This window comes from Microbulbifer sp. ABE4_465 (assembly GCF_056160765.1).
In genome coordinates this window covers 87,862-110,794 of sequence record NZ_JBSWXV010000007.1, presented here as the reverse complement: position 1 = coordinate 110,794, position 22,933 = coordinate 87,862, and the positions used below count along the sequence as shown (strand labels likewise).

The window sequence follows — 22,933 nt, the reverse complement described above, 5'->3', positions numbered from 1 at the left end:
CGAGGCAATTCGTTCCGGCCCTGCGGGCCTCCACCGGACAGCTTACTTTGTCCACTTTATTGCGCGGTCGCTTCGCTCCCATTTTGCGCAATAAAGCGCACAAAGTAATCTGCCGCTGCTCGCGGCGTTAACTTTTGAGGAATAATAATGAGCATTTTTAGTTTTTTTTCACGTTTCACTATCACCTATACGTTAGTCATGGCAGCAGTAGGAGTCACTATGGGTCTGTTGGGTGTCGAGAAAGCTAGCAGTCTGAATACACCGGTATTAATGGGTATCTCTTTTTGGTGCTTCTACTCGTATTCTGTCGCCAATTCAAGAATCGTCGAAGGTGGCGAAAGATGGAAGTTAGTATTTGCCGCTTTGTTGGGAGATGTGATAGCTAGCCTTTTATTGGGTGTTCCCGCATTGATAGTAAGCGACACCCCAATTCACTACATTTTTCTCGGAATGGCAATTGTTATTCCATTGCATGCACTATTGTTTGTCGTGGTAAGTTACATCGTTAAAAAGCCAATACTTAAAAAGTACCCTGAACTAGAGCAAAGTTAACAAGCAGCGGCAAAGCGACAGCCAACGCTACGCACTTTTTGTGTTACTCGCTGTCGCTCGGAAATTAACACAAAAAGCGCTCCACGCTGGCTGCGCCTGCGCTGGACGTTAGGGCTCCAAAGTCATGAGAATCGTGCCCGTAACTGAAAATGAATGGGAATCTCTAAAGAGTATTCGGCTAGACTCGCTTCATGATTCACCTGATGCATTTGGTATCACATATCAAGAAGCAAAAGAAATTTCGGAAGAAAAATGGAAGTCAATCGCTTCGGGAGAAAGAGGGCTAAAGTTTTTCCTTGCTCGTAGTGAGGAAGAGCATGTCGGATTGGTTGGCGGTGTTCATGTTGCAGGTGAGTACGAGCTGGTTTCTATGTGGGTAAAACCTGAGAAAAGAAAGAGTGGTATTGGCGCAACCCTAGTTAAGGAATTGCTCGGTCACGCGAGATCTCAAGGTTTTACTACCGTCATATTGAATGTAGCTTCAAATAACAAAGCAGCATTGAGCTTGTACACAAAAATCGGCTTCAGAGAATTCGGGGAAGGTGGTTGTAGCTCTGGAGCAGAGCTAAAGAAAATGGCTTGGAACTTCGCCTCCGAGCCCTAACAAACAGCGGCAGAGCGACAGCCAACACTACGCGCCTTTTGTGTTACTCGCTTCGCTCAAACATTAACACAAAAGGCGCTCCGCGCTGGCTGCGCCTGCGCTGGGCGTTACATGCATAGAAAAATATGAGCTCTACATTGAGAACAATTGGGATCGTTGGGGTACTTCTATTCAGTTTCCTATTTTCTGGGACGTTTTTGTCGCCGGAGAAAATTGAAAGTTCAGCAAAAGGTTTTGTTAAGTACCAAATTGAAAAAGAAATTCGTGAAAATCAGAAGAAACTTAATGAATCATCAGTGACAGAGGCGGCACTGAAAGCTGCTGAAAAGCTGGGGCTGGAAAGAGAGCAGCTTCAATCTAGTTTAGAGGATGAACTTCCCGAAAAAATTGCAAGCGTAATCGCTTCCATGTGTGGTTATGGTTGCGAAAAGAAGAGGATGGTAGCCAAGTCAATAGCTTCCAGCTATGTAGATCGAATTAAAAGTATCAAAGTTGCCGAGAATACTTTGGCTTCTGTAGTTAAAGGGAAGTATCTTGAGATTATAGGTAACCTGAAACTTGATCTTAGAATATTCCTTGGTTCAAATTTTATAATGTTTTTAATTTTGCTGGCTGTATCATTCGCAAAGCCAAGTTCGATGAAGCATTTATTCTTGCCTGGAATATTGCTTGTGCTGGCAACCACAGTATCTTCTTTAATCTACATTCTTGGCCAGGATTGGTTCTATACAATCTTGTACAACGACTATATGGGTTTTGGTTACATAATTTATATAGCTGTTATTTTTGCACTTTTGATGGATGTAGTATTGAACAAAGGTAGGGTCACAACTGAGATTATCAATGGTATCGCCAACGCTGTCGGTTCAGCATTCTCGGTGGTCCCGTGCTAGAAGCATGTAACAAACAGCGGCAGAGCGACAGCCAACGCTACGCACCTTTTGTGTTACTCGCTGGCGCTCAAACATTAACACAAAATGCGCTCCGCGCTGGCTGCGCCTGCGCTGGGCGTTAAATGCCGGTAATAGCAAAATCCAGAGCGGCTAATATTTCTGTTCGAAAATGCTCGAGTGTACCGACTGGGTTTCTTAGTCTATTCGTTGGCATGGAGGCAATCTGTGGCGTGAGTAAGATTAGCTCGTCACCTTCGTATTCAATCACGGGGGTAAGCTTCCCGAGATTTTCATTTTTAAAATACTGCAACCGGCCGAGAGGGAGCACGATCCTTGTTCCTATATCAGAAATGTACTCGTGCTGAATATCCAGAATAAAGGGAAAAGTCTTCTGAGTTGTCTTGCTGGGATTTTTATATACGTCGAACTGCGGCATCAGAAATTCCTAAACTCATCGCTGAAGCAACCATGTTCTTCAACAAATTCGTTGTAGGCCTTAATTCCAGCTTTATGCTCATCTTTCCATTTTTGAGCCTCTCGCTTTGCGAGCTCCTGGCTTAGCGCTTGCTCCAAAGTCGCGGATAAATTAATGTGCATCGACCTGGACTTGACCAGCAGGTCACTATTTATGCTGAGGTTTGTTGCCTTCTTGGGGGCATTTGCGTCAAAAAGAGTGGTCATAGTGGCGCTCCAAGTTATGCGCATAATAGTGCGCATTCCATACTAGGCTGGTTCTGGTCGGAAATCAACCACTAGCGGGCGGCTCAAGGTCCGGTGGCATTTATACGAATCGCGCGGACAACCGGAGGGCATCATGTTCCACTCCGACCAGGGATGCCAGTAAACAAGCCTCGCGTTCCGGCAGCAACTGTGGCGATACAGAATGACGCAGAGCCTAAGCCGCCACGGAAACTGCTGGGACAACGCTCCGACGGAGCGCTTCTTCCGAAGCCTCAAAACAGAGTGGGTGCCGGAAACCGGCTACAAATCCTTCCTTGCTGCTAAACAGGGAATCACGAGTTGCATCATTGGCTACTACAGCCAAATACGACCCCATCAGAAAAATGATGGGATGCCGGTAAAATCCATTTCGATAATCAGCAGATAACAGCCTTGGCACATTAAAATACTTTCAATAAGGATTAATATGAAAAAAAACGTTTTAGCTGTCGCACTTTCCCTGATTAGTACCTTCGCAAGCGCCGATAACCTTACCGGTGCCTGGGAGTTGGTTTCCGGTAATTATGTAGACAACAAGGGGACTCTACTCGATTACCAGGATCTCGATTTTAAGGCGCTGAAGATCATCAGCGATCGTCATTTTAGCTTTACGTCGATGAAAGGCGGCGAGTTCTGGGCATCGGGTACCGGGACTTATGAGGTCGCCGATGGGAAATATACGGAAACACTCCACTTCAATTCTTTTGGCGAGCAATCTGGTGCAAAATTTGTGTTTACCACCAGAGTTGAAGATGAATACTGGTATAACGAGCGCTGGAAAGATGGCGAGCGCGTTGAATATGAGGTTTGGCGCCGCGTCGAGTAGACCGGGTCGGGTCACTCTCATAAACTACCGAGTGCAGATTAGCGGCCTCGAGTCTTGTTTTCTGTACCCGGTCTTTGGGCGAGAAATATCGCATGGCGAGCGCCCTTCCCCGGTCGCTCGCGCACTGTTTTCACTTCCACCTGAAAGCCTGCTTTTTTCAGCCGGCTGGTATATACCCGGTCTGGCGATGCGGACCACACCGCCAGTACACCGCCCGGTTTGAGGCTTCTATAAATACTGCTGGTGCCCTCGACAGAGTACAACCAGTTATTGTCGCTATGGGTCAGGCCTTCCGGGCCGTTGTCCACATCCAGCAGTACCGCATCATACTCTTCACGCAGCCCTACGAGCAGCTCACCCACATCGCCGATATGTTCCTTGACCCGGCGATCGTCCAGGGGGCGTCCGGCACAATCCCCAAGCGGCCCACGGTTCCACTCTACTACCTCGGGGATAAGGTCGGCGACGATCACTTGTGCCGACGCATGCACGGCTTCCAGTGCAGATGCCAAGGTGTAGCCCATCCCCATGCCACCAACCAGCACCCGGGTATTCTTGCGATTCTTCAGGTGCGCGCAGCCCAACACAGATAGCTGCTGCTCACTGTGGAACCTGCGACTGTTCATCAGCTCACCACGAGGGCCGGACAGGGAGATGGAGAACTCCTGGTCGCGCTGGCGTAAGGTCAGCGTACCGCCATCATTGGGAATTTCTGCAGTACCGAGTTGAATCCAGGGTTTCATAGTTGAGCTCGCTGTGGGAGGGAGGTAGCGGCGCGCACTCTAGCACACGTTGGTTCGTGACGCCGGTGGCGTTATGATGGCTTGAACGTACCAAGGAAGAATAACAATGTATGTATTTCGGCAACTTCTGGCCGTTTTCTTTTTCTGTGCCAGCATTTACCTCATTTTCGACCTGTTCGCGCGTGGATTCAGCGTGTTTGTGCTGGCGGGATCTATTCTGGGCTATCTCGCCGCCTACTATATCTGGCCAAAGCACGATAAAGAGCAAGAGTCCGTCTGGTTACAGGTCGCCGAAGTCATCGTCGAACTGCCATTTCGTTTAATCGCATCGCTTTTGCGCGGCTTGGGACGTGCAGTATCCGGCAAAGGCGGGCCGGATTTCGATATCGATCTATAACCCACATATCAAGGGCCCGGTAGACTATATGAATAGGGATATCGAATACAGAATCAACACCGAGATTTCAGTCACCCAGTTTCTGCAACTACTTGAGCAGTCGACCCTCGCGGAACGCCGGCCGGCGGATGATCTTGCGTGCCTGGAAGGAATGCTTAAAAACAGTAATCTGACGGTGAGCGCTTGGGCAGGCAACGAACTAGTAGGGATCGCTCGCAGCGTGACCGATTTCCACTACGCCTGTTATCTTTCCGACCTTGCGGTAGCGAGCAGCCACCAAAAATGCGGGATCGGCAAAGCGCTACAAAAACTTACCCAGCAGAAACTCGGCCCAAAATGTAAGCTGATTCTCATTGCGGCACCCGCCGCAAACACTTACTACCAAAGCATTGGATTCGAGCACAATGAAAGGTGCTGGATTCTGGAACCTGACCGTCGCATTATCGAGTAGCCATTTTTCCAATTACAAAATAAGGAGAGCGATATGAATCTGGGTGCATTTTCGATCAGCTTGACCGTGAAAGATATTGAGGCTTCAAAAAAATTTTACGAGAGCCTCGGTTTCGAGTCACTGGGCGGCGACTGCGGGCAGGGTTGGACGATCCTGAAAAACGGCGAACATATTATTGGGTTATTCCAGGGTATGTTTGACAAGAATATGCTCACCTTCAATCCCGGCTGGGATCAGTCAGCGCAGAATACCGGTGAGTTTACCGATGTACGCGAGCTGCGCGAGGAACTGATCAAACGCGGAGTCCAGATCGTCCGCGATGACGCGAAAGGTGATTCAGGCCCCGGCAGTATTGTAATTGAAGATCCGGATGGAAATCCTATTTTGATTGACCAACATCGATAGGAATAAAGAACTGCCCTCTACCAACTGCCGCTTTTAGCGAGCGGCAGATGAGCTCGCAGAGTCCATATGAGCCACCTCAATTTCTGCTTTAAATACCTGCCGCAATCCCGCCCGGTAGCTGTCAGTACTGTTCGCCGCATGGGTGCCTCCTTCGATGTTCACGAAATGGGTACTCCAAGGGGGGTCCTCGCGCACCGACCAATACTCATGCCACTCTATGGTACGCGCGCGATTCGTTCGATACCGATCATTTGATGAACTTGCCACAATTACCTGCAAGTCATTCCGCGTGGCTGCTACCGGATCCACAAAGAACTGCTCTCCATCTGGCAGAAAACTGGGGTTACTGGCAATGCGCCCCCAAAACAGATCCGGATGATTGAAAGCAGAGTACAGCGCCATAAACCCACCACGACTTTGGCCGAATAGTACGCGTCTTTCCGAGTCCGCACGGTAGCGACTCTCAACCTCTGGCAACAACTCGTGTTCCAGAAATTTATGAAAAGCCTCCGCTCCACCACTGCGCTTCCAGTCAGCAGCGTAGGTGGAGAAGTCGAAATCTCGCCAATTGGTTTCAGGGTCGAAGCCGCCATAAGCAATCCCTACTACGATGGCTTCAGGAATATCGTCGTCGTAGTGCAGAAACATGTGGTTGGCAGCCAGAATTGGGAATAGAGAATCACCATCTAGAAGGTAAATTATCGGATACTGCTTCTGCGAAGAAGCTGCATAATCTTCTGGCAGGCGAATGTAGATATGATATGGGCGACCAACCTGTTCCGAGTCGAACCGGAAGTAGTCACCGGATAAGGCCGGAAGAAAGTCCAAGGGGGCTGGCTTTGCACCTGTCATTTTTGACTCTTCATCCTTAAAAACATCACAAGCCGACAGCAACACGCTCATGGCCACTGCCGCAACTGCCCAGCATATGCGCTTCACCTATCTGGCTCCTCTCAAATCCATCCTGCCACGATACCACTTTCCCAGCGCTCATCGCGATTCCACGCTCTCATTCTTTTCAATACCTCGCACCGAAGCTGCTAAGTTTTAAAGCTGTGATCTAAAAAATGAAGAACAGGATTTGGAGCCGGAGGGGCTCCTGGTCCGGAGCGAAGGAATGCGAGCTTTTCTGGGCGCACTCTATTTGGCGGCAATGGCGCCGCTTAGTGCATTTGCGAACAATGAAGCGCCACTGCCAGCTAAGGCGGAGGCGTTGCTCGAAGAGGGTCGTGCTGCTTTTCGAGAGGGCGATCATTACACCGCGCTTCGCCTGATTGGTGAGGCGCGGTTAATTGCGCCTGATAATCCGCATATTCGCCGCGCACAGGCCGATATCGTAATGGAGCTGAATGCGCCATTTGCTGCAGAGCGCGCTCGGGGCTCCAGCGACCCCGGTATCGATGCGCGCCAGGCGGCGCTGCTGGTGCGCTGGGGTGAGCAGATCAATACTCGGGGACCAGCGCATCAGTTCGATGGGACTGATCGCGCAATCGTCGAGTTGCGCTCGCAGTTACAGCGCGCCGAAAACAGCCAACCCGTCGACCAGGGGCTGGTGACCCGGCTGCGACGGGACCTGGTTATCGCTCTGCGGGATCGGGGCTGGTGGCAGCAGGCACTAGACGAAATCGCCCGTCTCGAACAGCACGGCGACGAACTTCCGCTCTATGTCCTGCAGGCAAAGGCCGATGCGTTGCTGGCTGTGCGGCTGCCGCTGCGCGCCATTCCCCTGTACCAGACCGTGATTGCCGAAGGTGGATACAACCGCGATGCCCGTGTGGGACTCTTTTACGCTCAGCTTGAGGCGGAACAATTGGATGCCGCACTGGCAACGGCGGACGCGCTCGCGGCGGAGGGCAGCGCCTGGCGAAAGGTGGGCATTGATAGCCGCCCCTCACCAAACGACGAATGGCTGAGCAATCAGACTCTCGCCGCACAAGCGCGTCGTCTGGTTGCCATGCCGAAAGCCAGCTGGCAGCGATTGCAGCCTCTTGTAGAAGCCGCGCCGGCCAATGCCTGGCTGCGCGCAGAACGGGGCGAAATGGCAGCGGCACGGGAATGGCCAAGGCGTGCGCATCAGGAGCTTCTGATCGCACGCAGCCTGTCTCCAGAGGCGACCGACATCCGTATATCGACCGCAGACTCGCTGCTGCGTAGACGCCATTGGCGTGTCGCGGAACAGGAGATCACCGCGCTCGCCGAGATCGCACCGGGCAATGGCCAGGTGCGGCGGTTGCAGCGGGACCTGGCCAATTATCATAAGGCCGAACTGCACCTGGAATTACGGCCGTCAAAAACCCAAGGCGGCGGTCCCGATGCAGAGGGCGGCGGGCTTGATGGTACTCTCCAGATATACACCCCACCGCTGGCTGAGCGCTACCGCCTGTTTGCCGCCGATATCCGCACCAGTTCGACCCCCGAAGGGCGCTCACTCACAAGTAATGCCATTGGTGCAGGTATTGAAGGGCGCTGGCCAGACCTGACCGTTACCCTGGCGGGCTGGAACCACAGTGGCGAACTGGATGGTGGCGGCGCCAGCCTCCTTGCCGAGTGGCAGCCTACGGACCACTGGGGTTTCTCGGCAGATCTACAACGCTATTCAGAAATGACACCACTGCGCGCTCAGGAGGCGGGTATTCGCGCGGACTCCGCGAGCTTGGGGACCACCTATACCTTTAGCGAGGCGGGCAGTATTTCGGTAAACGCTGCCATTGCGGATTTTACCGATGGCAATAACCGCCAGCAGTGGTTTGTGAGCGGCATGTCCAAGGTGCATGACGGCCACTCCCTGGATATCTATTTACGCCCTACCTTTTATACGTCGAACAACAGTCTGCTGGGGGCACCCTACTTCAACCCGGAAGAAGACTATTCAGTGTCACTATCCACTGCGATTCAACACCGTCTGTGGCGCTGGTACGACGCGGATCTGGTGCAACAGTTTTTTGTCGAGCTGGGTAGCTACTGGCAGGAAAATTACTCATCCGGCCCTATTGGCACCCTGCGCTATAGCCAGTACTGGCAACCCTCATCACGCACCTGGCTGCATTATGGTATCGAGCGGTCGATGCGGCGTTATGACGGCGAAAATGAATATTCCTGGGGGCTGTTTCTCGATTACAGCCAGAGGTTCTGATCATGCACTATTGGCCAGGTTTGCTGCTCGGAATCGTTTTTTCATTTATGCCGCTCTGCAGTTCCGTTCACGCTGATCCCGCGGAGCCCGGCGTGTTCTACAGTGTGGCGCTGCACGATATTGCCGATACGGAAGATCAGTTGGACGACTCGGGGATCACCAGTGATCGGCTGGTGGCTTTTTTCGAATGGCTTGCCGGTAACGACTGGACGCCCATCAGCCTCGACGATATTGCCCGCGCGCAGCGCGGGGAAGCGCCACTGCCGGACAGTGCCATTTTGCTGACTGTAGACGACGGCCGCCGCAGTACTTTTTCCCGCGTCTACCCACTTGCCCTGACTTATCGCTACCCGGTGGTAGCGGCCGTTGTGGGGCAGTGGATGGATACGCCTGCGGGGGGGACGGTGACTTACGGGCGCCAGCAGTTGCCGCGCAGCGCGTTTATCACCTGGGATGAGGCGCGGCAAATGCAGGCATCGGGCTTGATCGAGTTTGCCTCGCACACGTTTAACCTGCACCGGGAAGAGATTGGCAATCCGCAGGGGAACGGCTTGCCCGCCGCGGTCACCCGCCGGTATGACCCGACACGCGGGTACGAAAACGAGACGGAATATCGGGCCCGTATCCGCACAGACCTACAGCGCGCCCGCGACGGAATACAAAAACAATTGGGCCGTGCGCCCCGAGCACTGGTATGGCCCTACGGACGCTATAACCAGACAACTCTGGAGATCGCCCGATCGGCAGGTTTTGACTTTTCACTGACGCTGAACCCGGAGCCTGCTCAACTTACCTTGCCGTCGTCATCCATTCCCATGCAGGTCGCCCGTTATCTGCCTACGGAAAATCCGCCCCTCGGGGAGTGGGTTTCGGCGATGCAATTTATCGACCCATGGACTAATACCCGGCGTATCGTGCCTGTCGATCCTGCAGCCTTTGCCAGCGACAGTGCGGAGGTGACAAATCTGCGACTGGGTGCAGCACTGGAGAATCTGCAGACCCTGGGTACCACCAGTGTTCTGGTTGATACCCTGGTGGAAGACAACAACGGCGACATTACCGCAAGTTGGTTTCCTACCCGCACCTTGCCTATGCAACAGGATCTGCTATCGCGGCTGGCAGCACAGATGCGTGCTCGCGCAGGTACGCGGGTGATTATCCGCTTTCCCCATCGGCAGGCGCTGCGCACCCTCGGTTCTACCCGGGCGGTGGAACAACTGTGCCGCGATCTGGGACGCTATGTACCTTTTGACGGACTGCTGCTGGAAGATGTTGCCAGCCTCGCCCAGCAACCCGCCGATCCACAGAATACTCCCTGGCAAATGCGTGCCAGGCGTCAGCGCACAGACTTCAGCCACTGGCCGCTGGCCGACCGACTGGCGATGCGCTGTTTCGCCATAATTGAGCAGGAGCGCCCCGGGCTGCAGCTGTTCTGGCGCGCTCCGCAATACTATCCGCTGATGCGCGGCGCGGCGCTTGCGGATATCACACTGGTACCCGGCCAAACCAGTAACCCCATTCCGTTGAGCGAAGACGAGCGCGACCCGGCTCCCCCCTATGGGCTTTCGCCCTATCAGCGCATTGCACACCGTACGGGGTTGTGGGGCTACACTGGCGACAGGGCGAATGCGGCGGAAATCCGCGATGCGATTCTGCAGTATCAGAGTTTCGGCGGCACAACCTTTGGCTGGGACCCACAGGACCTTATCAACGATCGCCCCCCGGTAACTTCGCTGGCCCCCACCAACTCCGCGCGGACATTCCCTGCGCAGGGTACCGTTACGGATCCCCCCGCCTCTGCCAAACAATCCGGGGAGAAAACACCGTGAACTGGACCTATGTAGAACAGGCCCTGGCCATTTTCTGTTTCGGTTACCCGTTTGTCATGGCCTACTACTGGATAACCGGTGCGGTGCTGTTTTTCATCGTGCGCGAACGGCATCAACCGCAATTTGATTCTCCTCCCGAGCTGACCACCTACCCGGGGGTTTCCATTCTGGTGCCCTGTTATAACGAGGGTCTCCAGGTCAGGGAGACCATTGAGAACCTGAGCCGCATCACCTATCCGAATTTCGAAGTGATCGCGATAAACGATGGCTCAAGAGACGAAACCGCTGCCACCCTCGACACCCTGTGCGAAACCAATCCGCGCCTGTCGGTAATACACCTCAGCAGCAATCAGGGCAAGTCCTGCGCGCTAAATACCGGTGCTCTGGCTGCGCGATATCAAATCCTGGTGTGTATCGACGGCGATGCATTACTGGATCGCAATGCCCTGCACTGGATCGTGCGGCAGTTTCAGGTCAGTCCTAGGATCGGCGGTATCGCGGGCAATCCGCGCATTCGCAACCGCAGCAGTATTGTGGGGCTACTGCAGGTGGGGGAGTTCTCCGGCATGGTGGGCCTTATCCGCCGGGCACAGAATATTTACGGCAGTTTCTTTACGGTGTCGGGCGCGGTCTGCGCGTTTCGCAAACGCGCCCTGCAGGAAGCCGGCTGGTGGAATACACACGCCCTGACGGACGATGTGGATATGACCTGGCGCGTTCAGATGGCGGGCTGGAATGTCGAATTTGTACCCAAGGCACTCGCGTGGATACTGACCCCGGAAACATTTCGCGGTCTGTGGCGACAGCGGGTGCGCTGGAGCGAAGGGGGAACCACAGTCATCCTCCGATATTTCCCTCAGCTTTTCTCGCGCAAAGGGCTGCGTATGTGGCCTATCTGGATCAACTATGTGCTCTCGATACTCTGGTCTTACACCATACTTCTGTTTATGGGTGTCGGGCTACTGCATCAGCTGGGAATTTCGTTTGGACTGGGTTTTAACAGCTTGGGGGTCCTGCCTGACAAGTGGGGGATGACCCTTGCACTGACCTACCTCTTGCAGGCGCTGATCGCCGCATTGCTCGACCGGAGAGTTGAACCGGATATATTCCGCAGCCTTTACTGGATTATCTGGTACCCACTGATTTTCTGGGTTGTACAGGCGCTGACCGCAATCGTCGGTTTACCTCGCAGCATTCTCTACTTGCGACATCAAACCGGTACCTGGACGAGCCCCGACAGGGGATTCCGATGAATCCAGTCTGGCCGCCGATTATTGACCGGGCAAAGGTTCCCAGGTGGTGCCGTTTGCGCGATGGTGCTCTCACCTTTCTGGCGTGGGCACTGATGATCTGGTTGCTGCAACCAGTGCTGACTATCGCCTGGCACGCTACCGAAGTGGCGCTTGGCCTGCGCGACGCTCTCCCGCCGGTTCACGCGAAACTTTTTTTCCAGGAACTGCTGCCATTCTTCAAACTGATCGTATTGTTTTCTCTATCACTTTCCGTTCTTGCGATCAGCCGCCGCGAATACCTGAAGTCGGTTGTCGATGCCAGAAACCCACCCTCACCGCTCCCCCCGGAATCCCAGGCGCGCAGGTTTTCCGTGGACCCCGCAGAGGTGGCAAAGCTGCAGACACAACGCATTTCTCTGGTGCATATCGACCGGGGCACCATCACCAAAATAGAAAGCCCCGAGCGGCTGCCCGGGGCTTCAGGAAAAGACCGCTAGCCCAGTGCCCTGTGAGCAGGCACGGGACAATGCGGTTTAGTGCAACACGATGACTTCGTTGGCATCCAGATTCAGAATCGCGGAGCCACCGCTCACACTCACCGAATCACTGCCCACCAGACTGCTGTACTGTCCATCCGCTAGCGCCAAACTACTCACGTTGATGGAAGTGCTGCCGCCGCGGTTGACGGCCACCATTACCGCGTCATTACCCTGAACCCGCTCAAACACCAGCACGTCCTGATTGACCCAGCGCTCGTTGTAGCTGCCGGACGCCAATGCCGGGCTTACCGAGCGCAGGTTGGCCAGTGCACCGATCAACTGGAAGGCCTGGGTGGTTTCGCTGAAGGAAGGCATACCCTCGCGGTTGTACGGGTCGTGCCCCACCTGACCGTCACCATTGGCGGTGAACCAGGTGCTGTTCTGCTCGCTGCCGTAGTAGATGGTGGGGATACCCGGCAGGGTCATCACCAGCGCCATGCCCAGGTTCTGGCGCGCATCGGCAAGCGCCTTGCTGAAACCTTTGCCGGTACGGCCGTTGTCCACAGGCCCTGTGGTTTGCAGGAACACACTGGTGCGGGTCGCGTCGTGGTTGTCGAGGAAGATGGGCTGCCAGCTTTCGCGGTTGCCCATCGCACCCGCGCGGGACTCGATATGGGTGTTCAGCTGGGTCATGGTGATATCGCCGGCAATGGCCGCTTCGATGTTGTTGCGCAGCTGGAAGTCCAACAGCTCGGAGCCGCGGTTTTCATTGAGGAAGGTCATCGACAGGCTTTCACCGGCACCGGCGCCATACCACTCACCGAAGATATACACATCCGGATCCACCGCGCGCACGGCCTGGCTGAACCGGTTGATAAAGTTCGGCTCGATATGCTTGATGGCGTCAATACGGAAAGCATCCACACCGTGACTCATCCATTTGATCGCCGCATCAATCAGGTACTGATCCGCCGCGCTGTTGCTGTTAATCCCGTGGTTAAAGTCGGTGAGGTTGAACAGGGTCTTGTTGGTGAAGGACCAGGGATCGTCCCACTCGCTGCCGCAAGTGGTGGAAGGATCGCTGTCGCCACAATCGGAGATGGCGCCGTTGTGGTGATACCAGGTGCCGTTATCCTGGTTCACGTCGGTGATGAAGGTGCCCTCTTTGTAGAGCGCGCCGAACTCATACTGGTCGTCCTGGTTGGAGTGGTTGAGGGCGATATCCAGCACCAGCTTCATGCCGCGGGCTTCCATTTCCGCATCCAGCTGGTCTACGAGAGCCCAGTCCCCCAGGTGCTCATCCACTTCATAGAAGTCGCGACCCCAGTAGCCGTGGTAGGCGCCGTCACTGCCAGAGTTGTCGATGTTGTCGTTCAGCGGAGTGACCCAGATGGCGGTAACGCCGAGCGCTTCCAGATAGTCGAGCTTGTCGATCAGACCCTGAATATCGCCGCCCCAGTATTTTTTCCACTCGGACAGGCCGCCCGCGGATTTCGTGCTGGAGGTAGCGGCTGCGTTGTTGCCGTTGTCGTTGCTGGTGTCGCCATTGGCAAAGCGGTCCACAAACACGAAGTACATGCTGCGGTTGCGGAAGTCGCTCAGTTCTGGTTGCACTACTTCACAGCCATCGGCGTCCACGGTGGTGCCGGCGGGGGTGTTCGGGCAAAGGTCCGCGCCATCGGGTACACCGTCGCCATCGCTGTCTTGCGGTGCAGCGCCGCAGTTTTCGCCGAGGTTGGTGGTCACGCTCGCCAGCGCGTTGCTGTCTCCATCGACGACGACTCTGGTCCAGCCACTGGCCGATACATCTTCCGCGGGGAATTGATCACCGCCCCAGCCGCCATCGGGGTCGATCTTGAAGCGCGGGCCGCCGTTGCCGTCGCCGGCGGTAAAGTTCCGACAGGCCTCGTAGTTGTCGGTACCGGCAACGCGGGTCAACAGGTCGCCCGCTACCCAGCCGTTGTGAGTGCCGCGCAGGTGCAGGGCGAGATCCGCCGAGATCTCACAGCCGTTTGCATCTACGCTCGCACCTGCAGGGGTATTGGGGCACTGGTCGGTGGCGTCCGGCACGCCGTCGCCATCGGTGTCGATGACTACTTCACAGCCGTTGGCATCCACCTGGGCTCCTGCCGGGGTGTTGGGGCACTGATCGGCACTGTCGAGCACGCCGTCGCCGTCCGAGTCGGTTCCACCGCTGCCGCAGTTGGCGGCCATATCGGTGGTCACGCTGGCGACGGTCAGGCTGTTGCCATTCACCACCACTTCCGTCCAGCCGCTGGCGGTAACGTCCGCTGCGGGAAACTCGTCGCCACCCCAGCCGCCGTTCGGGTCGATTTTAAAGCGCGGGCCACCGCCACCATCGCCGCCGGCGAAGTTGCGACAGGCACTGTAGAGGCCACCACCGATATCGCTCAGCAGGTCTCCGGCAACCCAGCCGTTGTGGGTGCCGCGGATATGCAGCTGCTGGGTGACCACAACCTCACAGCCATTGGCATCAACCTGCGCTCCGGCTGGGGTATTCGCGCACTGATCCTGGCTGTCGGGCACGCCATCGTTATCCGCATCGGGCGCGCCGGCGGGCTGAATGCTGTAGTCCTTGGTGTCGGTGTAAAACTCGATATCCCAGGTACCGGCGGCCACGGTGATATCCGGGCCGTTCTGCTGCTGATTGGCACCGTAGTTCTCACTCCAGTCACCCCAGCGGTCGATCTTGAACTGGCCCGCCGCGCTGAACACCACGTCTTCGGCGACCATGGTGTTGCTGCCGACATCAGTCATCTGCTCCGCTTGCCAGTTGTTGTGGGTACCGCGCAGGAACCATTCCGCCTGCGCCATAGAACTCGCACCCAGCAGCAGCGCCGCCAGGGCCAGGTAGCTCTTGTTCATGTTCATCATCTCGGTTGATTATTTTTCTTAAACGTGTGCCCAACGAACTTTCTACTGCAGATTCGCGCTGGTACGGGCTCCTGTACATACTGCCGAACTGGCGCGGCGATACCTCCTCCCCGAGTGGGGCGTGGTAAAAATGCGCGCCAGGCCCACGCGAGAGGAGCGCCGGCGACTCCCCCCGCCGGGAGGGGGATAACAGGGGGGTGAAGTGCGGGCACAATGGTGAAAAAAAGTGCGAATAGTCCGCCCGGATGGACCGCCCGATTCAAAAACAGGTGACCGCGATGATGATGGATACACCCCGCCGCCCCAGAGCACGACTGGCAGCCCCACTGTTCTCGGCGTTGATGGCGCTGACCATGGGCTGTAGCGCCGCCGACCAGCCCGCCGTCGAGCGTGTGGAGCCGCCCTTCTGGTGGACGCAGATGGCGGAGCCCAATCTGCAGCTGATGCTGCATGGGGACGATATTGCAGACGCAGCAGTCACCATCGACTACCCCGGCGTTACCCTGAGCGGTACCGAGCGGGAGCAGAATCCCAATTACCTGTTTATCAATCTGGCCATCAGCGACGACGCCAGGCCCGGCACCCTGCCCATCGCACTGCGCAGCGGCGACACCCAGGTCACAGTGGAGTACACCCTCAAGCAGCGCCGCGCCGGCTCCGCGGAGCGTCAGGGGTTCGACAGCAGTGACACCATCTACCTGATTACCCCGGACCGCTTCGCCAATGGCGACACCGCCAATGACCGCGCCGCGGATATGCTGGAGGGGCCGGACCGCACTGCCCCCGGCGGCCGCCACGGCGGTGATATCGCCGGTATGCAGGCGCACCTCGACTACATCGCCGATATGGGTTTCACCCAGATCTGGCCCAATCCGCTGGTGGAAAACAATCAGCCGGCCTATTCCTACCACGGCTACTCCGCCACGGATCTGTACCGCATCGACCCGCGCTACGGCAGCAATGAAAGCTTCCGCGCGTTTGTCGCCGCGGCAAAACAGAAAGGGATCGGGGTGATCCAGGATATGGTGCCGAACCATATTGGCGACGGGCACTGGTGGCTGAACGATCTTCCGGGGGATGACTGGCTGAATGGCGAGGGGGTCGAGAAAGGCGAGTTCGAATACACCAATCACGCGCGCACCGTGCACATGGACCCCTACGCCAGTCACAAGGACCACCAGCTGTTTACCGACGGCTGGTTTGTGGACTCCATGCCCGATCCCAACCAGCGCAATCCGCGCATGGCCAACTACCTGATCCAGAACGCGATCTGGTGGGTGGAGTACGCGGATCTTTCCGGTATTCGCGTGGACACCTATGCCTACTCCGATGCGGATTTTCTTACCCGCTGGTCCGAGCGCCTGATGCGGGAATACCCCAACTTCAATATCGTCGGCGAGGAGTGGACCCGTCAGGCGGCACTGGTGGCCTACTGGCAGGCGGGCAATAACAACCGCAACGGCTACGTATCCCACGTGCCCAGCATGATGGACTTCCCGCTGCTCTACGGCCTGCGCGAGGGGCTGGAAAAGCCGGAGACCTGGAGCACCGGCCTGATTTCCCTGTACGAGTCACTGGCCAATGACGTGCTCTACCCCGACCCGAACAATCTGGTGATCCTCGCCGGCAACCACGATATGAGCCGGATTTACAGTCAACTGGATGAAGACCTGGGCAAGTTCCGTATGGCGATTGCCTACATCGCCACCATGCGCGGTATTCCGCAGTTCTACTACGGCGACGAGATTCTGGCGAAAAGCCCCAAGCAGCGGGACGACGGTATCGTGCGCAGTGATTTTCCCGGCGGCTGGGCCGGCGACAAGGTCAATGCGTTTACCGGCAATAACCTGAGTGTGGAACAGAAAGACGCGCAGCAATTCGTGCGCACGCTGTTCAACTGGCGCAAAGACAAAGACGTTATCCACAGCGGCAAGCTCAAGCACTTTGCCCCCATCGATGGTCTCTATGTGTACTTCCGCTATGACGATAACGACACAGTCATGGTGGCCATCAACAAGAGCGATAAAGCGCGGGAGCTGCCGCTGGCGCATTTGGCGGAAATGCTTGAGAGGAATTCTGCGGCGGTGAATGTAATGGACGGTAAAGAAACCCCGATAAGCGAGCTGGTGATCCCTGCAGGGGATGTCTCGGTTCTTGAGGTCCGCTAGCGAAACCACCTCCCTTCGTCATACCGGACTTGATCCGGTATCCAGATCCAGCGCAGCTGGATGCCGGATCAAGTCCGGCATGACGGAGGTGCGGCGCAAACAACGTAAATACCCAATTAGAATTACAGATACAAAAAGCGAAGACGATGAAAGAAGTAATTACCAACAAGCCCACAAGGCTGCTGAAAAAACTCGGGCTGGCTACCCTGCTGCCCACTTTGTTAGCGACCGCCATGCAACCGGCGCTTGCGAGCTCTGAGCGTCAATATCAAAGCCACCAGCTTCTCGATAACAAGCTGATCATCGAAACCAGCGACAGCCAGGTCACCCTGACGCCGCTCAATTCCGGCGCACTGGAAGTCCACTACCAGCGCGAGGGTATGAAGCAACTCCCCTCGTTTGCCCGTGCGGATCAATTACTGCGCGATGTGCAGGCGCAGCTGAGTGTGTCCCAGGAGGCACTGCGCTATTCCCTCGGCGGTCTGACCGCGGTGATTCACAAGTCACCCTTCCACATCGAATACCTGCGCGACGGCAAACCGCTGCTGAGCGAGGAGCACGGCTTTTTCGCACACCCAACACTGCGTGGCTTCCGCTTCAATCTTGCGGAAGATGAAAAGCTGATCGGCGGTGGCCAGCGGGTGCTGGGCATGGATCGCCGCGGTCACCGCATGCCGCTGTACAACAAGGCCCACTACGGTTACTCCACCGAATCCAACCAGATGTATTTCAGCCTGCCGGCGGTGATGAGCAGCAACAAATATGTGCTGCTGTTCGACAACAGCGCCACCGGCGCCATGGACCTGGGTGCCAGCGAAGAAAACGTCATGCAGTTCGAGGCAGTGGCCGGTCGCAGCGCCTACATCGTGGTTGCGGGGGAAACATACCCGCAGCTGATCGAAAACTATGTCGACGTCACCGGCCGCCAGCCGATGCCACCGCGGTGGGCGCTGGGCAACTTCGCCTCCCGCTTTGGTTACCGCACCGATGACCAGGTGCGCGAGACCGTCAAAGCCTTCCGCGAAGAGGACTTCCCCCTCGATGCATTGGTACTCGACCTCTACTGGTTCGGCCCGGATATCAAGGGCCATATGGGTAACCTGGATTGGGACACCAATGCCTTCCCCGCACCCGTGGAAATGATGGCGGAAATGAAAGACCAGGGAATCGAAACCATTCTGGTGACCGAACCGTTTGTACTTTCCACATCCAAGCGCTGGGATCAGGCCGTGGCCAGCAATGCGCTGGCGAAAAACTTCGCCGGCAATCCCAAGCAGTTTGATTTTTACTTCGGCAACACCGGCCTGATTGATGTCTTTTCCGAAGACGGCCGCGACTGGTTCTGGAACATTTACAAAGACCTGAAAAGTCAGGGCGTCTCCGGCTGGTGGGGCGACCTGGGCGAACCGGAAGTGCACCCGTCCGACACGGTACACGCCATTGGCATGGCCGACGAAATCCATAACGCCTACGGCCACCGCTGGGCGCAAATGCTGTTTGAAAACGAAAAGGCAGACAGCCCGGATGAGCGCCCATTTATCATGATGCGCGCCGGTTTCCCCGGCTCCCAGCGCTTCGGTATGATTCCCTGGACCGGTGACGTATCCCGCGGCTGGGGCGGTCTGCAACCACAGGTAGAACTGTCCCTGCAAATGGGCCTGCTCGGCTTTGGCTACACCCACTCGGATCTTGGTGGTTTCGCCGACGGCGACAGCTTTGAGCGCGAGCCCTATATCCGCTGGTTGCAGTACGGCGCCTTCCAGCCAGTCTACCGCCCTCATGCTCAGGGCCATATTGCCCCGGAGCCGGTATTCCACGACCGCAAAACCCGCGACATCACCCGCGAGTTCATCAAGCTCCGCTACCGCCTGCTGCCCTACAACTACACCCTGGCGTTTGAAAATAGCCAGTCCGGCATGCCACTGATGCGACCGCTGTTTTTTGAAAATGAAAGCGACCTCGCACTGATGGACAACAAAAGTGCCTACCTGTGGGGCGACGATTTCCTGGTTGCGCCGGTTATGGAAGCCAGTGATGAGGTAGAGGTGCAACTGCCCGGCGGAGTCTGGTTCGATTACTGGAATGACAACCAGTACGCGGGGGACCTCGCGCGCATCGCTGTAGACCTGGAAACCATCCCGGTGCTGGTACGCGCCGGTGCGTTTATCCCCACCGTAAAAGACATGCAGAACACCCGTGAATACTCCAGCGCGGAGCTGCGCCTGGACTACTACGCCCACGATTCCGTAACCCGCTCCTCCGGCAGTGTCTACGAGGACGACGGCGTTACCGCCGATGCGTTCAGTAAAGGAGAGTACGAGAAACTGCGGTTTGCGAGCGAGCGCACCGACGCGGGAATTCAGTTCCAGTTTGATCGCGAAGGCAATGGTTATACCGGTGCACCCCAGGCACGCAACGTCGAGCTGGTACTGCACAACGTAGCGCAACCTGCATCCGTGCAGCAGGGTGGACAGGCGATCGCACTGGTCGGCAAGGAAAGTGCACTGGTCGAGAACACCGCCTGGTACGACAAGCGCGCGAAAACCCTACACGTGAAATTCAACTGGTCCGAGAAAAATCAGGCCCTTTCGGTAAACCTGTAATCCATACCTGAACAGAAAGATTATGAATAAATTTATCCAGCTACTTCTGGCAAGCGCCATTGCTACCGGCACCCTTACCGCCTGTAATCAGGAAACCGATAGCACTGCGGTAAACGCACCGCAGGAAGATGTTTCTGCCAGCGCAAGCAACGGCAAGCCGGTGATCTACCAGGTTCTGCCGCGCCTGTTTGGCAACACCAATGCCACCAACAAGCCCTGGGGCACCATCGAAGAAAACGGCGTAGGCAAGTTCAGTGATTTCACACCCAAGGCATTGAAAGAAATCCGCGCGCTCGGTGCCGATTACATCTGGTACACCGGCTCCCTGCACCACGCGGTTGTGCGCGACTACACCGCTTTCGGCATTGCCAACGACGACCCGGATGTCATCAAGGGCCGCGCCGGTTCACCCTATGCGGTAAAAGACTATTACAGCGTAAATCCGGACCTTGCCGACGATCCGGCCAAGCGACTGGAAGAATTCAAGGCGCTGATCGAACGTTCACACGATGCCGGTCTTAAGGTTCTGATCGATATCGTCCCCAATCACGTTGCGCGCAACTACCAGTCCCTGGACAAGCCCGAGGGTGTACGCGATTTCGGTGTGGATGACGACACCAGCGTGGCCTACGCCCGCGACAATAACTTCTACTACGTACCCGGCGAGCCCTTCCGGGTACCGCTGGCAGACGATGGTTACCAGCCTTTGAACGGCGAAGCCCACGAACTGATCGACGGTGAATTTGCCGAGGTTCCGGCCAAGTGGACCGGCAACGGCAGCCGCGCGCCGCAGCCGGCACAGGGCGACTGGTACGAGACGGTAAAAATCAATTTCGGCGTGCGCCCAGATGGCAGCCACGACTTCGCCGAACTGCCTGCAGATTTCGCACAGAAAGATTACCGCGCACACGCAGCCTTCTGGGCAGACAAGGACGTGCCCAGCAGCTGGAAAAAATTCCGTGAAATTACCGACTACTGGCTCGCCTTTGGTGTGGATGGCTTCCGTTACGATATGTCCGGCATGGTGCCGGTGGAGTTCTGGAGCTACCTGAACTCCTCCATCAAAATGCAGAAGGATGACGCCCTGCTGCTGGCGGAGATCTACCAGCCGGACCTGTACCGCGACTATATCCACCTCGGCAAAATGGACTACCTGTACGACAAGGTCGGCACCTACGATGCCATCCGCGCGGTGATGGAAGGCAAGGCCGGCACCGATCCGCTGGTAGACATCCAGGAAAGCCTCAGCGGTATCGAGGACCATATGCTGCGCTTTATGGAAAACCACGACGAGCAGCGTATCGCCAGCCCGGAATTTGCCGGCAACCCCAGGGCGGGCATCCCCGCCATGGTGGTTTCCTCTACCATCAGCGGCGCGCCGACTTTGCTCTACTTCGGCCAGGAACTGGGTGAACCCGGTGCTGGCGATGCGGGCTTTGGCAAGGCCAGCCGCACCACTATCTTCGACTACTGGTCTGTGCCCAGCATTCGCCGCTGGAATAACCAAGGCGCGTTCAACAGCGAAAAACTCAGCGAATCCGAACAATCCCTGCGGGATTTCTACGGTAAGCTGCTGACCTTCTCCCGCCAGAGTCCGGCGCTCACCGGAGAATACCTCGACCTGCACCGCTATAACCGGGAACAGGGTGACAACTACAGCGACAAGCACTACGCCTTCGCCCGCTGGGCGGGGGAGGATCGTCTGCTGGTGATCGCCAACTTCAGTAGCGACGACAGCGCTACCACCGTAAAGCTGCCGAAGGAGCTGGCGACCGCATGGCAATTGGAAGCCGGTAAGTACACCCTTACCAACCAGCTGACCGAAGGCACCGTAGAGATGGTTGTCGCCGATGACCTTTCCGCAAGCGTGTCCGTGAATGCCCCGCGGTTGTCTGGCCAGATCTTTAAAGTCACTCGCTGAGTTTTCCGCCTCCTCTCACAGGGGTGCGCTCGCGCCCCTGCCTCCCCCCTCCTCTTATCCACTATCTATAGGCGAAACCTTCCCGACCTGATACTGTCCTAGACTTCACAGTCAGTGGTTTACACTGAGTTTTGAAGCGCCAGCCTTGGTTTTACAATCGGGCACACGGGAATCAACGGGAGAATGTCGAGATGGGTGGCACGATCAAAGAGTGGCTGATCGCCCTGCTGGTGACAGCGGCGGTTGCCTTTGGTATCTACTGGTTTGCGGTGCGCGACGACATCACGCAGGACGTTCCCGAGCCGGTGCCCGAGGTCGCCCCCGAAACCCAGCCCAAGGTCGACCTTGATGAACCGGAAGACGAGCCGGTCATTCCCCCAACGCCGGAACCCGCCGAGCCGGAAGACCCTCCACGCCAGCTGCCCGCCCTGAACGACAGCGATGATGAAGCCCGCAAGGACATCATAAGCCTCTCTTCCGACGGCGCCCTGGCCAAATGGATAGTGCCCGATGAAGTGGTGCGCAAATGGGTCGCGGCGGTGAACACTGCCACCAAGGGCGACCTGATGCACAAGAACCGCCCGTTCAATAACGTGGACGGCAAGCTCGCGGTCAAGGAACTGGAAATCAAAGACGACGGGCAGAAGGTGTATGTGCTGTCCCAGGAGAACTACCAGCGCTACGACCAGCCGGTGCGCCTGTTTGCCATGGTGGACACCGACACCGCTGTCGATCTCTACCAGTTCTGGTACCCGCGCCTGAAACAGGCCTACGGTGAGCTGGGCCTGAAGAACAAAAACTTCCACGCCGCCCTTCTCGCCGCCATCGACCAGGCCCTCGCCGCTCCCGAAATCGAAGGTCCGATCAAACTGGTCCGCCCCACGGTTTACTACAAGTTTGAAGACGAGAAACTGGAAAAAATGCCCGGCCTGCACAAACTGATGATCCGCATCGGCCCCGACAATGCCGCAAGAGTGAAAGAAAAACTGCGGGAGCTGAAAAGCGCGCTGCAGAGTATGCCTTCAGAGCAATAAGCCCTTCCTCAACAACAAAGCCCCGACGTCGGGGCTTTGTTTTATTCT

At 56.4% G+C, this 22,933-nt stretch carries 20 protein-coding genes and 1 pseudogene; 16 read left to right on the top strand and 5 right to left on the bottom strand.

The window, feature by feature from the left end:
- Nucleotides 1-147 precede the first annotated feature (147 nt).
- The 3 genes from ACXAG1_RS12485 (at nucleotide 148) to ACXAG1_RS12475 (ending at nucleotide 2,049) form a co-directional block, all read left to right on the top strand.
- Nucleotides 148-552, top strand: coding sequence for an ABZJ_00895 family protein (locus ACXAG1_RS12485; protein ID WP_475092363.1), 405 nt, complete (start codon nucleotides 148-150; stop codon nucleotides 550-552).
- Nucleotides 553-685: 133 nt separating this feature from the next.
- On the top strand, nucleotides 686-1,156 hold the full coding sequence (locus tag ACXAG1_RS12480; RefSeq protein ID WP_475119870.1) for a GNAT family N-acetyltransferase: 471 nt from the start codon (nucleotides 686-688) through the stop codon (nucleotides 1,154-1,156).
- A gap of 125 nt (nucleotides 1,157-1,281) precedes the next feature.
- Complete coding sequence (locus tag ACXAG1_RS12475; RefSeq protein ID WP_475119869.1) at nucleotides 1,282-2,049, top strand: hypothetical protein; 768 nt, start codon at nucleotides 1,282-1,284, stop codon at nucleotides 2,047-2,049.
- Nucleotides 2,050-2,167: 118 nt separating this feature from the next.
- Here ACXAG1_RS12475 and ACXAG1_RS12470 read toward each other — a convergent pair whose 3' ends face one another.
- Nucleotides 2,168-2,485, bottom strand: a complete 318-nt coding sequence (locus tag ACXAG1_RS12470) for a CcdB family protein (RefSeq protein ID WP_475090785.1) — start codon at nucleotides 2,483-2,485, stop codon at nucleotides 2,168-2,170.
- Nucleotides 2,485-2,730, bottom strand: coding sequence for a type II toxin-antitoxin system CcdA family antitoxin (locus ACXAG1_RS12465; protein ID WP_475090786.1), 246 nt, complete (start codon nucleotides 2,728-2,730; stop codon nucleotides 2,485-2,487). The genes ACXAG1_RS12470 and ACXAG1_RS12465 overlap by 1 nt, the downstream gene beginning before the upstream one ends.
- Before the next feature lie 103 nt (nucleotides 2,731-2,833).
- Here ACXAG1_RS12465 and ACXAG1_RS12460 point away from each other — a divergent pair.
- Both ACXAG1_RS12460 and ACXAG1_RS12455 read left to right on the top strand, forming a co-directional pair.
- Nucleotides 2,834-3,157: pseudogene (locus ACXAG1_RS12460) on the top strand (integrase core domain-containing protein); the annotation flags it as partial.
- A 39-nt stretch (nucleotides 3,158-3,196) separates the two neighbouring features.
- A complete protein-coding gene (locus ACXAG1_RS12455; protein WP_475090788.1) occupies nucleotides 3,197-3,595 on the top strand; it encodes a hypothetical protein in 399 nt (132 codons plus the stop codon).
- Nucleotides 3,596-3,633: 38 nt separating this feature from the next.
- Here the strand turns inward: ACXAG1_RS12455 and ACXAG1_RS12450 are convergent, their stop codons facing one another.
- Nucleotides 3,634-4,338 (bottom strand): spermine/spermidine synthase domain-containing protein, encoded by a 705-nt coding sequence (locus tag ACXAG1_RS12450; protein WP_475090789.1) that lies wholly within the window; start codon nucleotides 4,336-4,338, stop codon nucleotides 3,634-3,636.
- 106 nt (nucleotides 4,339-4,444) lie between these two features.
- Between ACXAG1_RS12450 and ACXAG1_RS12445 the strand changes: the two genes are divergently transcribed.
- From ACXAG1_RS12445 to ACXAG1_RS12435, 3 genes are read left to right on the top strand one after another with little or no spacing between them, the layout of a single operon-like run.
- Complete coding sequence (locus ACXAG1_RS12445; protein ID WP_475090791.1) at nucleotides 4,445-4,735, top strand: hypothetical protein; 291 nt, start codon at nucleotides 4,445-4,447, stop codon at nucleotides 4,733-4,735.
- Between the two features lie 28 nt (nucleotides 4,736-4,763).
- On the top strand, nucleotides 4,764-5,186 hold the full coding sequence (locus ACXAG1_RS12440) for a GNAT family N-acetyltransferase (RefSeq protein WP_475090792.1): 423 nt from the start codon (nucleotides 4,764-4,766) through the stop codon (nucleotides 5,184-5,186).
- Nucleotides 5,187-5,219: 33 nt separating this feature from the next.
- The gene (locus ACXAG1_RS12435) at nucleotides 5,220-5,591 is read left to right on the top strand and encodes a VOC family protein (RefSeq protein ID WP_475090793.1); all 372 of its coding nucleotides are present in this window, start codon (nucleotides 5,220-5,222) and stop codon (nucleotides 5,589-5,591) included.
- 33 nt (nucleotides 5,592-5,624) lie between these two features.
- On the opposite strand, the gene ACXAG1_RS12430 is transcribed toward ACXAG1_RS12435, so the two are convergent.
- Nucleotides 5,625-6,494, bottom strand: a complete 870-nt coding sequence (locus ACXAG1_RS12430; protein WP_475090794.1) for an alpha/beta hydrolase — start codon at nucleotides 6,492-6,494, stop codon at nucleotides 5,625-5,627.
- A 214-nt stretch (nucleotides 6,495-6,708) separates the two neighbouring features.
- Here ACXAG1_RS12430 and pgaA point away from each other — a divergent pair, with 214 nt between their 5' ends.
- The 4 genes from pgaA to pgaD are packed head-to-tail and all read left to right on the top strand — an operon-like array spanning nucleotide 6,709 to nucleotide 12,282.
- The gene (gene pgaA, locus ACXAG1_RS12425) at nucleotides 6,709-8,724 is read left to right on the top strand and encodes a poly-beta-1,6 N-acetyl-D-glucosamine export porin PgaA (protein WP_475119868.1); all 2,016 of its coding nucleotides are present in this window, start codon (nucleotides 6,709-6,711) and stop codon (nucleotides 8,722-8,724) included.
- Between the two features lie 2 nt (nucleotides 8,725-8,726).
- Nucleotides 8,727-10,553 (top strand): poly-beta-1,6-N-acetyl-D-glucosamine N-deacetylase PgaB, encoded by a 1,827-nt coding sequence (pgaB, locus tag ACXAG1_RS12420; RefSeq protein WP_475119867.1) that lies wholly within the window; start codon nucleotides 8,727-8,729, stop codon nucleotides 10,551-10,553.
- Entirely contained in the window at nucleotides 10,550-11,806 is a 1,257-nt protein-coding gene (gene pgaC, locus ACXAG1_RS12415) for a poly-beta-1,6-N-acetyl-D-glucosamine synthase (protein WP_475119866.1), read from the top strand. The genes pgaB and pgaC overlap by 4 nt, the downstream gene beginning before the upstream one ends.
- The gene (gene pgaD, locus ACXAG1_RS12410) at nucleotides 11,803-12,282 is read left to right on the top strand and encodes a poly-beta-1,6-N-acetyl-D-glucosamine biosynthesis protein PgaD (RefSeq protein WP_475090799.1); all 480 of its coding nucleotides are present in this window, start codon (nucleotides 11,803-11,805) and stop codon (nucleotides 12,280-12,282) included. Before pgaC ends, pgaD begins: the two co-directional genes overlap by 4 nt.
- Before the next feature lie 36 nt (nucleotides 12,283-12,318).
- On the opposite strand, the gene ACXAG1_RS12405 is transcribed toward pgaD, so the two are convergent.
- Nucleotides 12,319-15,156 (bottom strand): alpha-amylase family glycosyl hydrolase, encoded by a 2,838-nt coding sequence (locus ACXAG1_RS12405; protein WP_475119865.1) that lies wholly within the window; start codon nucleotides 15,154-15,156, stop codon nucleotides 12,319-12,321.
- Nucleotides 15,157-15,404: 248 nt separating this feature from the next.
- Here ACXAG1_RS12405 and ACXAG1_RS12400 point away from each other — a divergent pair, with 248 nt between their 5' ends.
- The 4 genes from ACXAG1_RS12400 (at nucleotide 15,405) to ACXAG1_RS12385 (ending at nucleotide 22,885) form a co-directional block, all read left to right on the top strand.
- The gene (locus tag ACXAG1_RS12400) at nucleotides 15,405-17,327 is read left to right on the top strand and encodes a glycoside hydrolase family 13 protein (RefSeq protein ID WP_475119864.1); all 1,923 of its coding nucleotides are present in this window, start codon (nucleotides 15,405-15,407) and stop codon (nucleotides 17,325-17,327) included.
- Between the two features lie 146 nt (nucleotides 17,328-17,473).
- Nucleotides 17,474-19,930 carry a glycoside hydrolase family 31 protein gene (locus ACXAG1_RS12395; protein WP_475119863.1) on the top strand — a complete coding sequence of 819 codons (2,457 nt, stop codon included), beginning with the start codon at nucleotides 17,474-17,476 and terminating at the stop codon, nucleotides 19,928-19,930.
- A gap of 22 nt (nucleotides 19,931-19,952) precedes the next feature.
- Nucleotides 19,953-21,851, top strand: a complete 1,899-nt coding sequence (locus ACXAG1_RS12390) for an alpha-amylase family glycosyl hydrolase (protein ID WP_475119862.1) — start codon at nucleotides 19,953-19,955, stop codon at nucleotides 21,849-21,851.
- Between the two features lie 191 nt (nucleotides 21,852-22,042).
- Nucleotides 22,043-22,885, top strand: coding sequence for a DUF3014 domain-containing protein (locus tag ACXAG1_RS12385; RefSeq protein ID WP_475090808.1), 843 nt, complete (start codon nucleotides 22,043-22,045; stop codon nucleotides 22,883-22,885).
- Nucleotides 22,886-22,933 lie beyond the last annotated feature (48 nt).

What these genes read in the sequence shown, in the direction of transcription:
- ACXAG1_RS12450 (WP_475090789.1), bottom strand. Translation starts at nt 4,338, where the DNA reads ATGAAACCCTGGATTCAACTCGGTACTGCAGAAATTCCCAATGATGGC.
- ACXAG1_RS12385 (WP_475090808.1), top strand. Translation starts at nt 22,043, where the DNA reads ATGGGTGGCACGATCAAAGAGTGGCTGATCGCCCTGCTGGTGACAGCG.
- ACXAG1_RS12445 (WP_475090791.1), top strand. Translation starts at nt 4,445, where the DNA reads ATGTATGTATTTCGGCAACTTCTGGCCGTTTTCTTTTTCTGTGCCAGC.
- ACXAG1_RS12465 (WP_475090786.1), bottom strand. Translation starts at nt 2,730, where the DNA reads ATGACCACTCTTTTTGACGCAAATGCCCCCAAGAAGGCAACAAACCTC.
- ACXAG1_RS12405 (WP_475119865.1), bottom strand. Translation starts at nt 15,156, where the DNA reads ATGAACATGAACAAGAGCTACCTGGCCCTGGCGGCGCTGCTGCTGGGT.
- ACXAG1_RS12485 (WP_475092363.1), top strand. Translation starts at nt 148, where the DNA reads ATGAGCATTTTTAGTTTTTTTTCACGTTTCACTATCACCTATACGTTA.
- ACXAG1_RS12400 (WP_475119864.1), top strand. Translation starts at nt 15,405, where the DNA reads ATGGACCGCCCGATTCAAAAACAGGTGACCGCGATGATGATGGATACA.
- ACXAG1_RS12475 (WP_475119869.1), top strand. Translation starts at nt 1,282, where the DNA reads ATGAGCTCTACATTGAGAACAATTGGGATCGTTGGGGTACTTCTATTC.
- pgaA (WP_475119868.1), top strand. Translation starts at nt 6,709, where the DNA reads ATGCGAGCTTTTCTGGGCGCACTCTATTTGGCGGCAATGGCGCCGCTT.
- ACXAG1_RS12435 (WP_475090793.1), top strand. Translation starts at nt 5,220, where the DNA reads ATGAATCTGGGTGCATTTTCGATCAGCTTGACCGTGAAAGATATTGAG.
- ACXAG1_RS12455 (WP_475090788.1), top strand. Translation starts at nt 3,197, where the DNA reads ATGAAAAAAAACGTTTTAGCTGTCGCACTTTCCCTGATTAGTACCTTC.
- ACXAG1_RS12395 (WP_475119863.1), top strand. Translation starts at nt 17,474, where the DNA reads ATGAAAGAAGTAATTACCAACAAGCCCACAAGGCTGCTGAAAAAACTC.
- pgaD (WP_475090799.1), top strand. Translation starts at nt 11,803, where the DNA reads ATGAATCCAGTCTGGCCGCCGATTATTGACCGGGCAAAGGTTCCCAGG.
- ACXAG1_RS12440 (WP_475090792.1), top strand. Translation starts at nt 4,764, where the DNA reads ATGAATAGGGATATCGAATACAGAATCAACACCGAGATTTCAGTCACC.
- ACXAG1_RS12430 (WP_475090794.1), bottom strand. Translation starts at nt 6,494, where the DNA reads ATGAGCGTGTTGCTGTCGGCTTGTGATGTTTTTAAGGATGAAGAGTCA.
- ACXAG1_RS12390 (WP_475119862.1), top strand. Translation starts at nt 19,953, where the DNA reads ATGAATAAATTTATCCAGCTACTTCTGGCAAGCGCCATTGCTACCGGC.
- pgaB (WP_475119867.1), top strand. Translation starts at nt 8,727, where the DNA reads ATGCACTATTGGCCAGGTTTGCTGCTCGGAATCGTTTTTTCATTTATG.
- ACXAG1_RS12470 (WP_475090785.1), bottom strand. Translation starts at nt 2,485, where the DNA reads ATGCCGCAGTTCGACGTATATAAAAATCCCAGCAAGACAACTCAGAAG.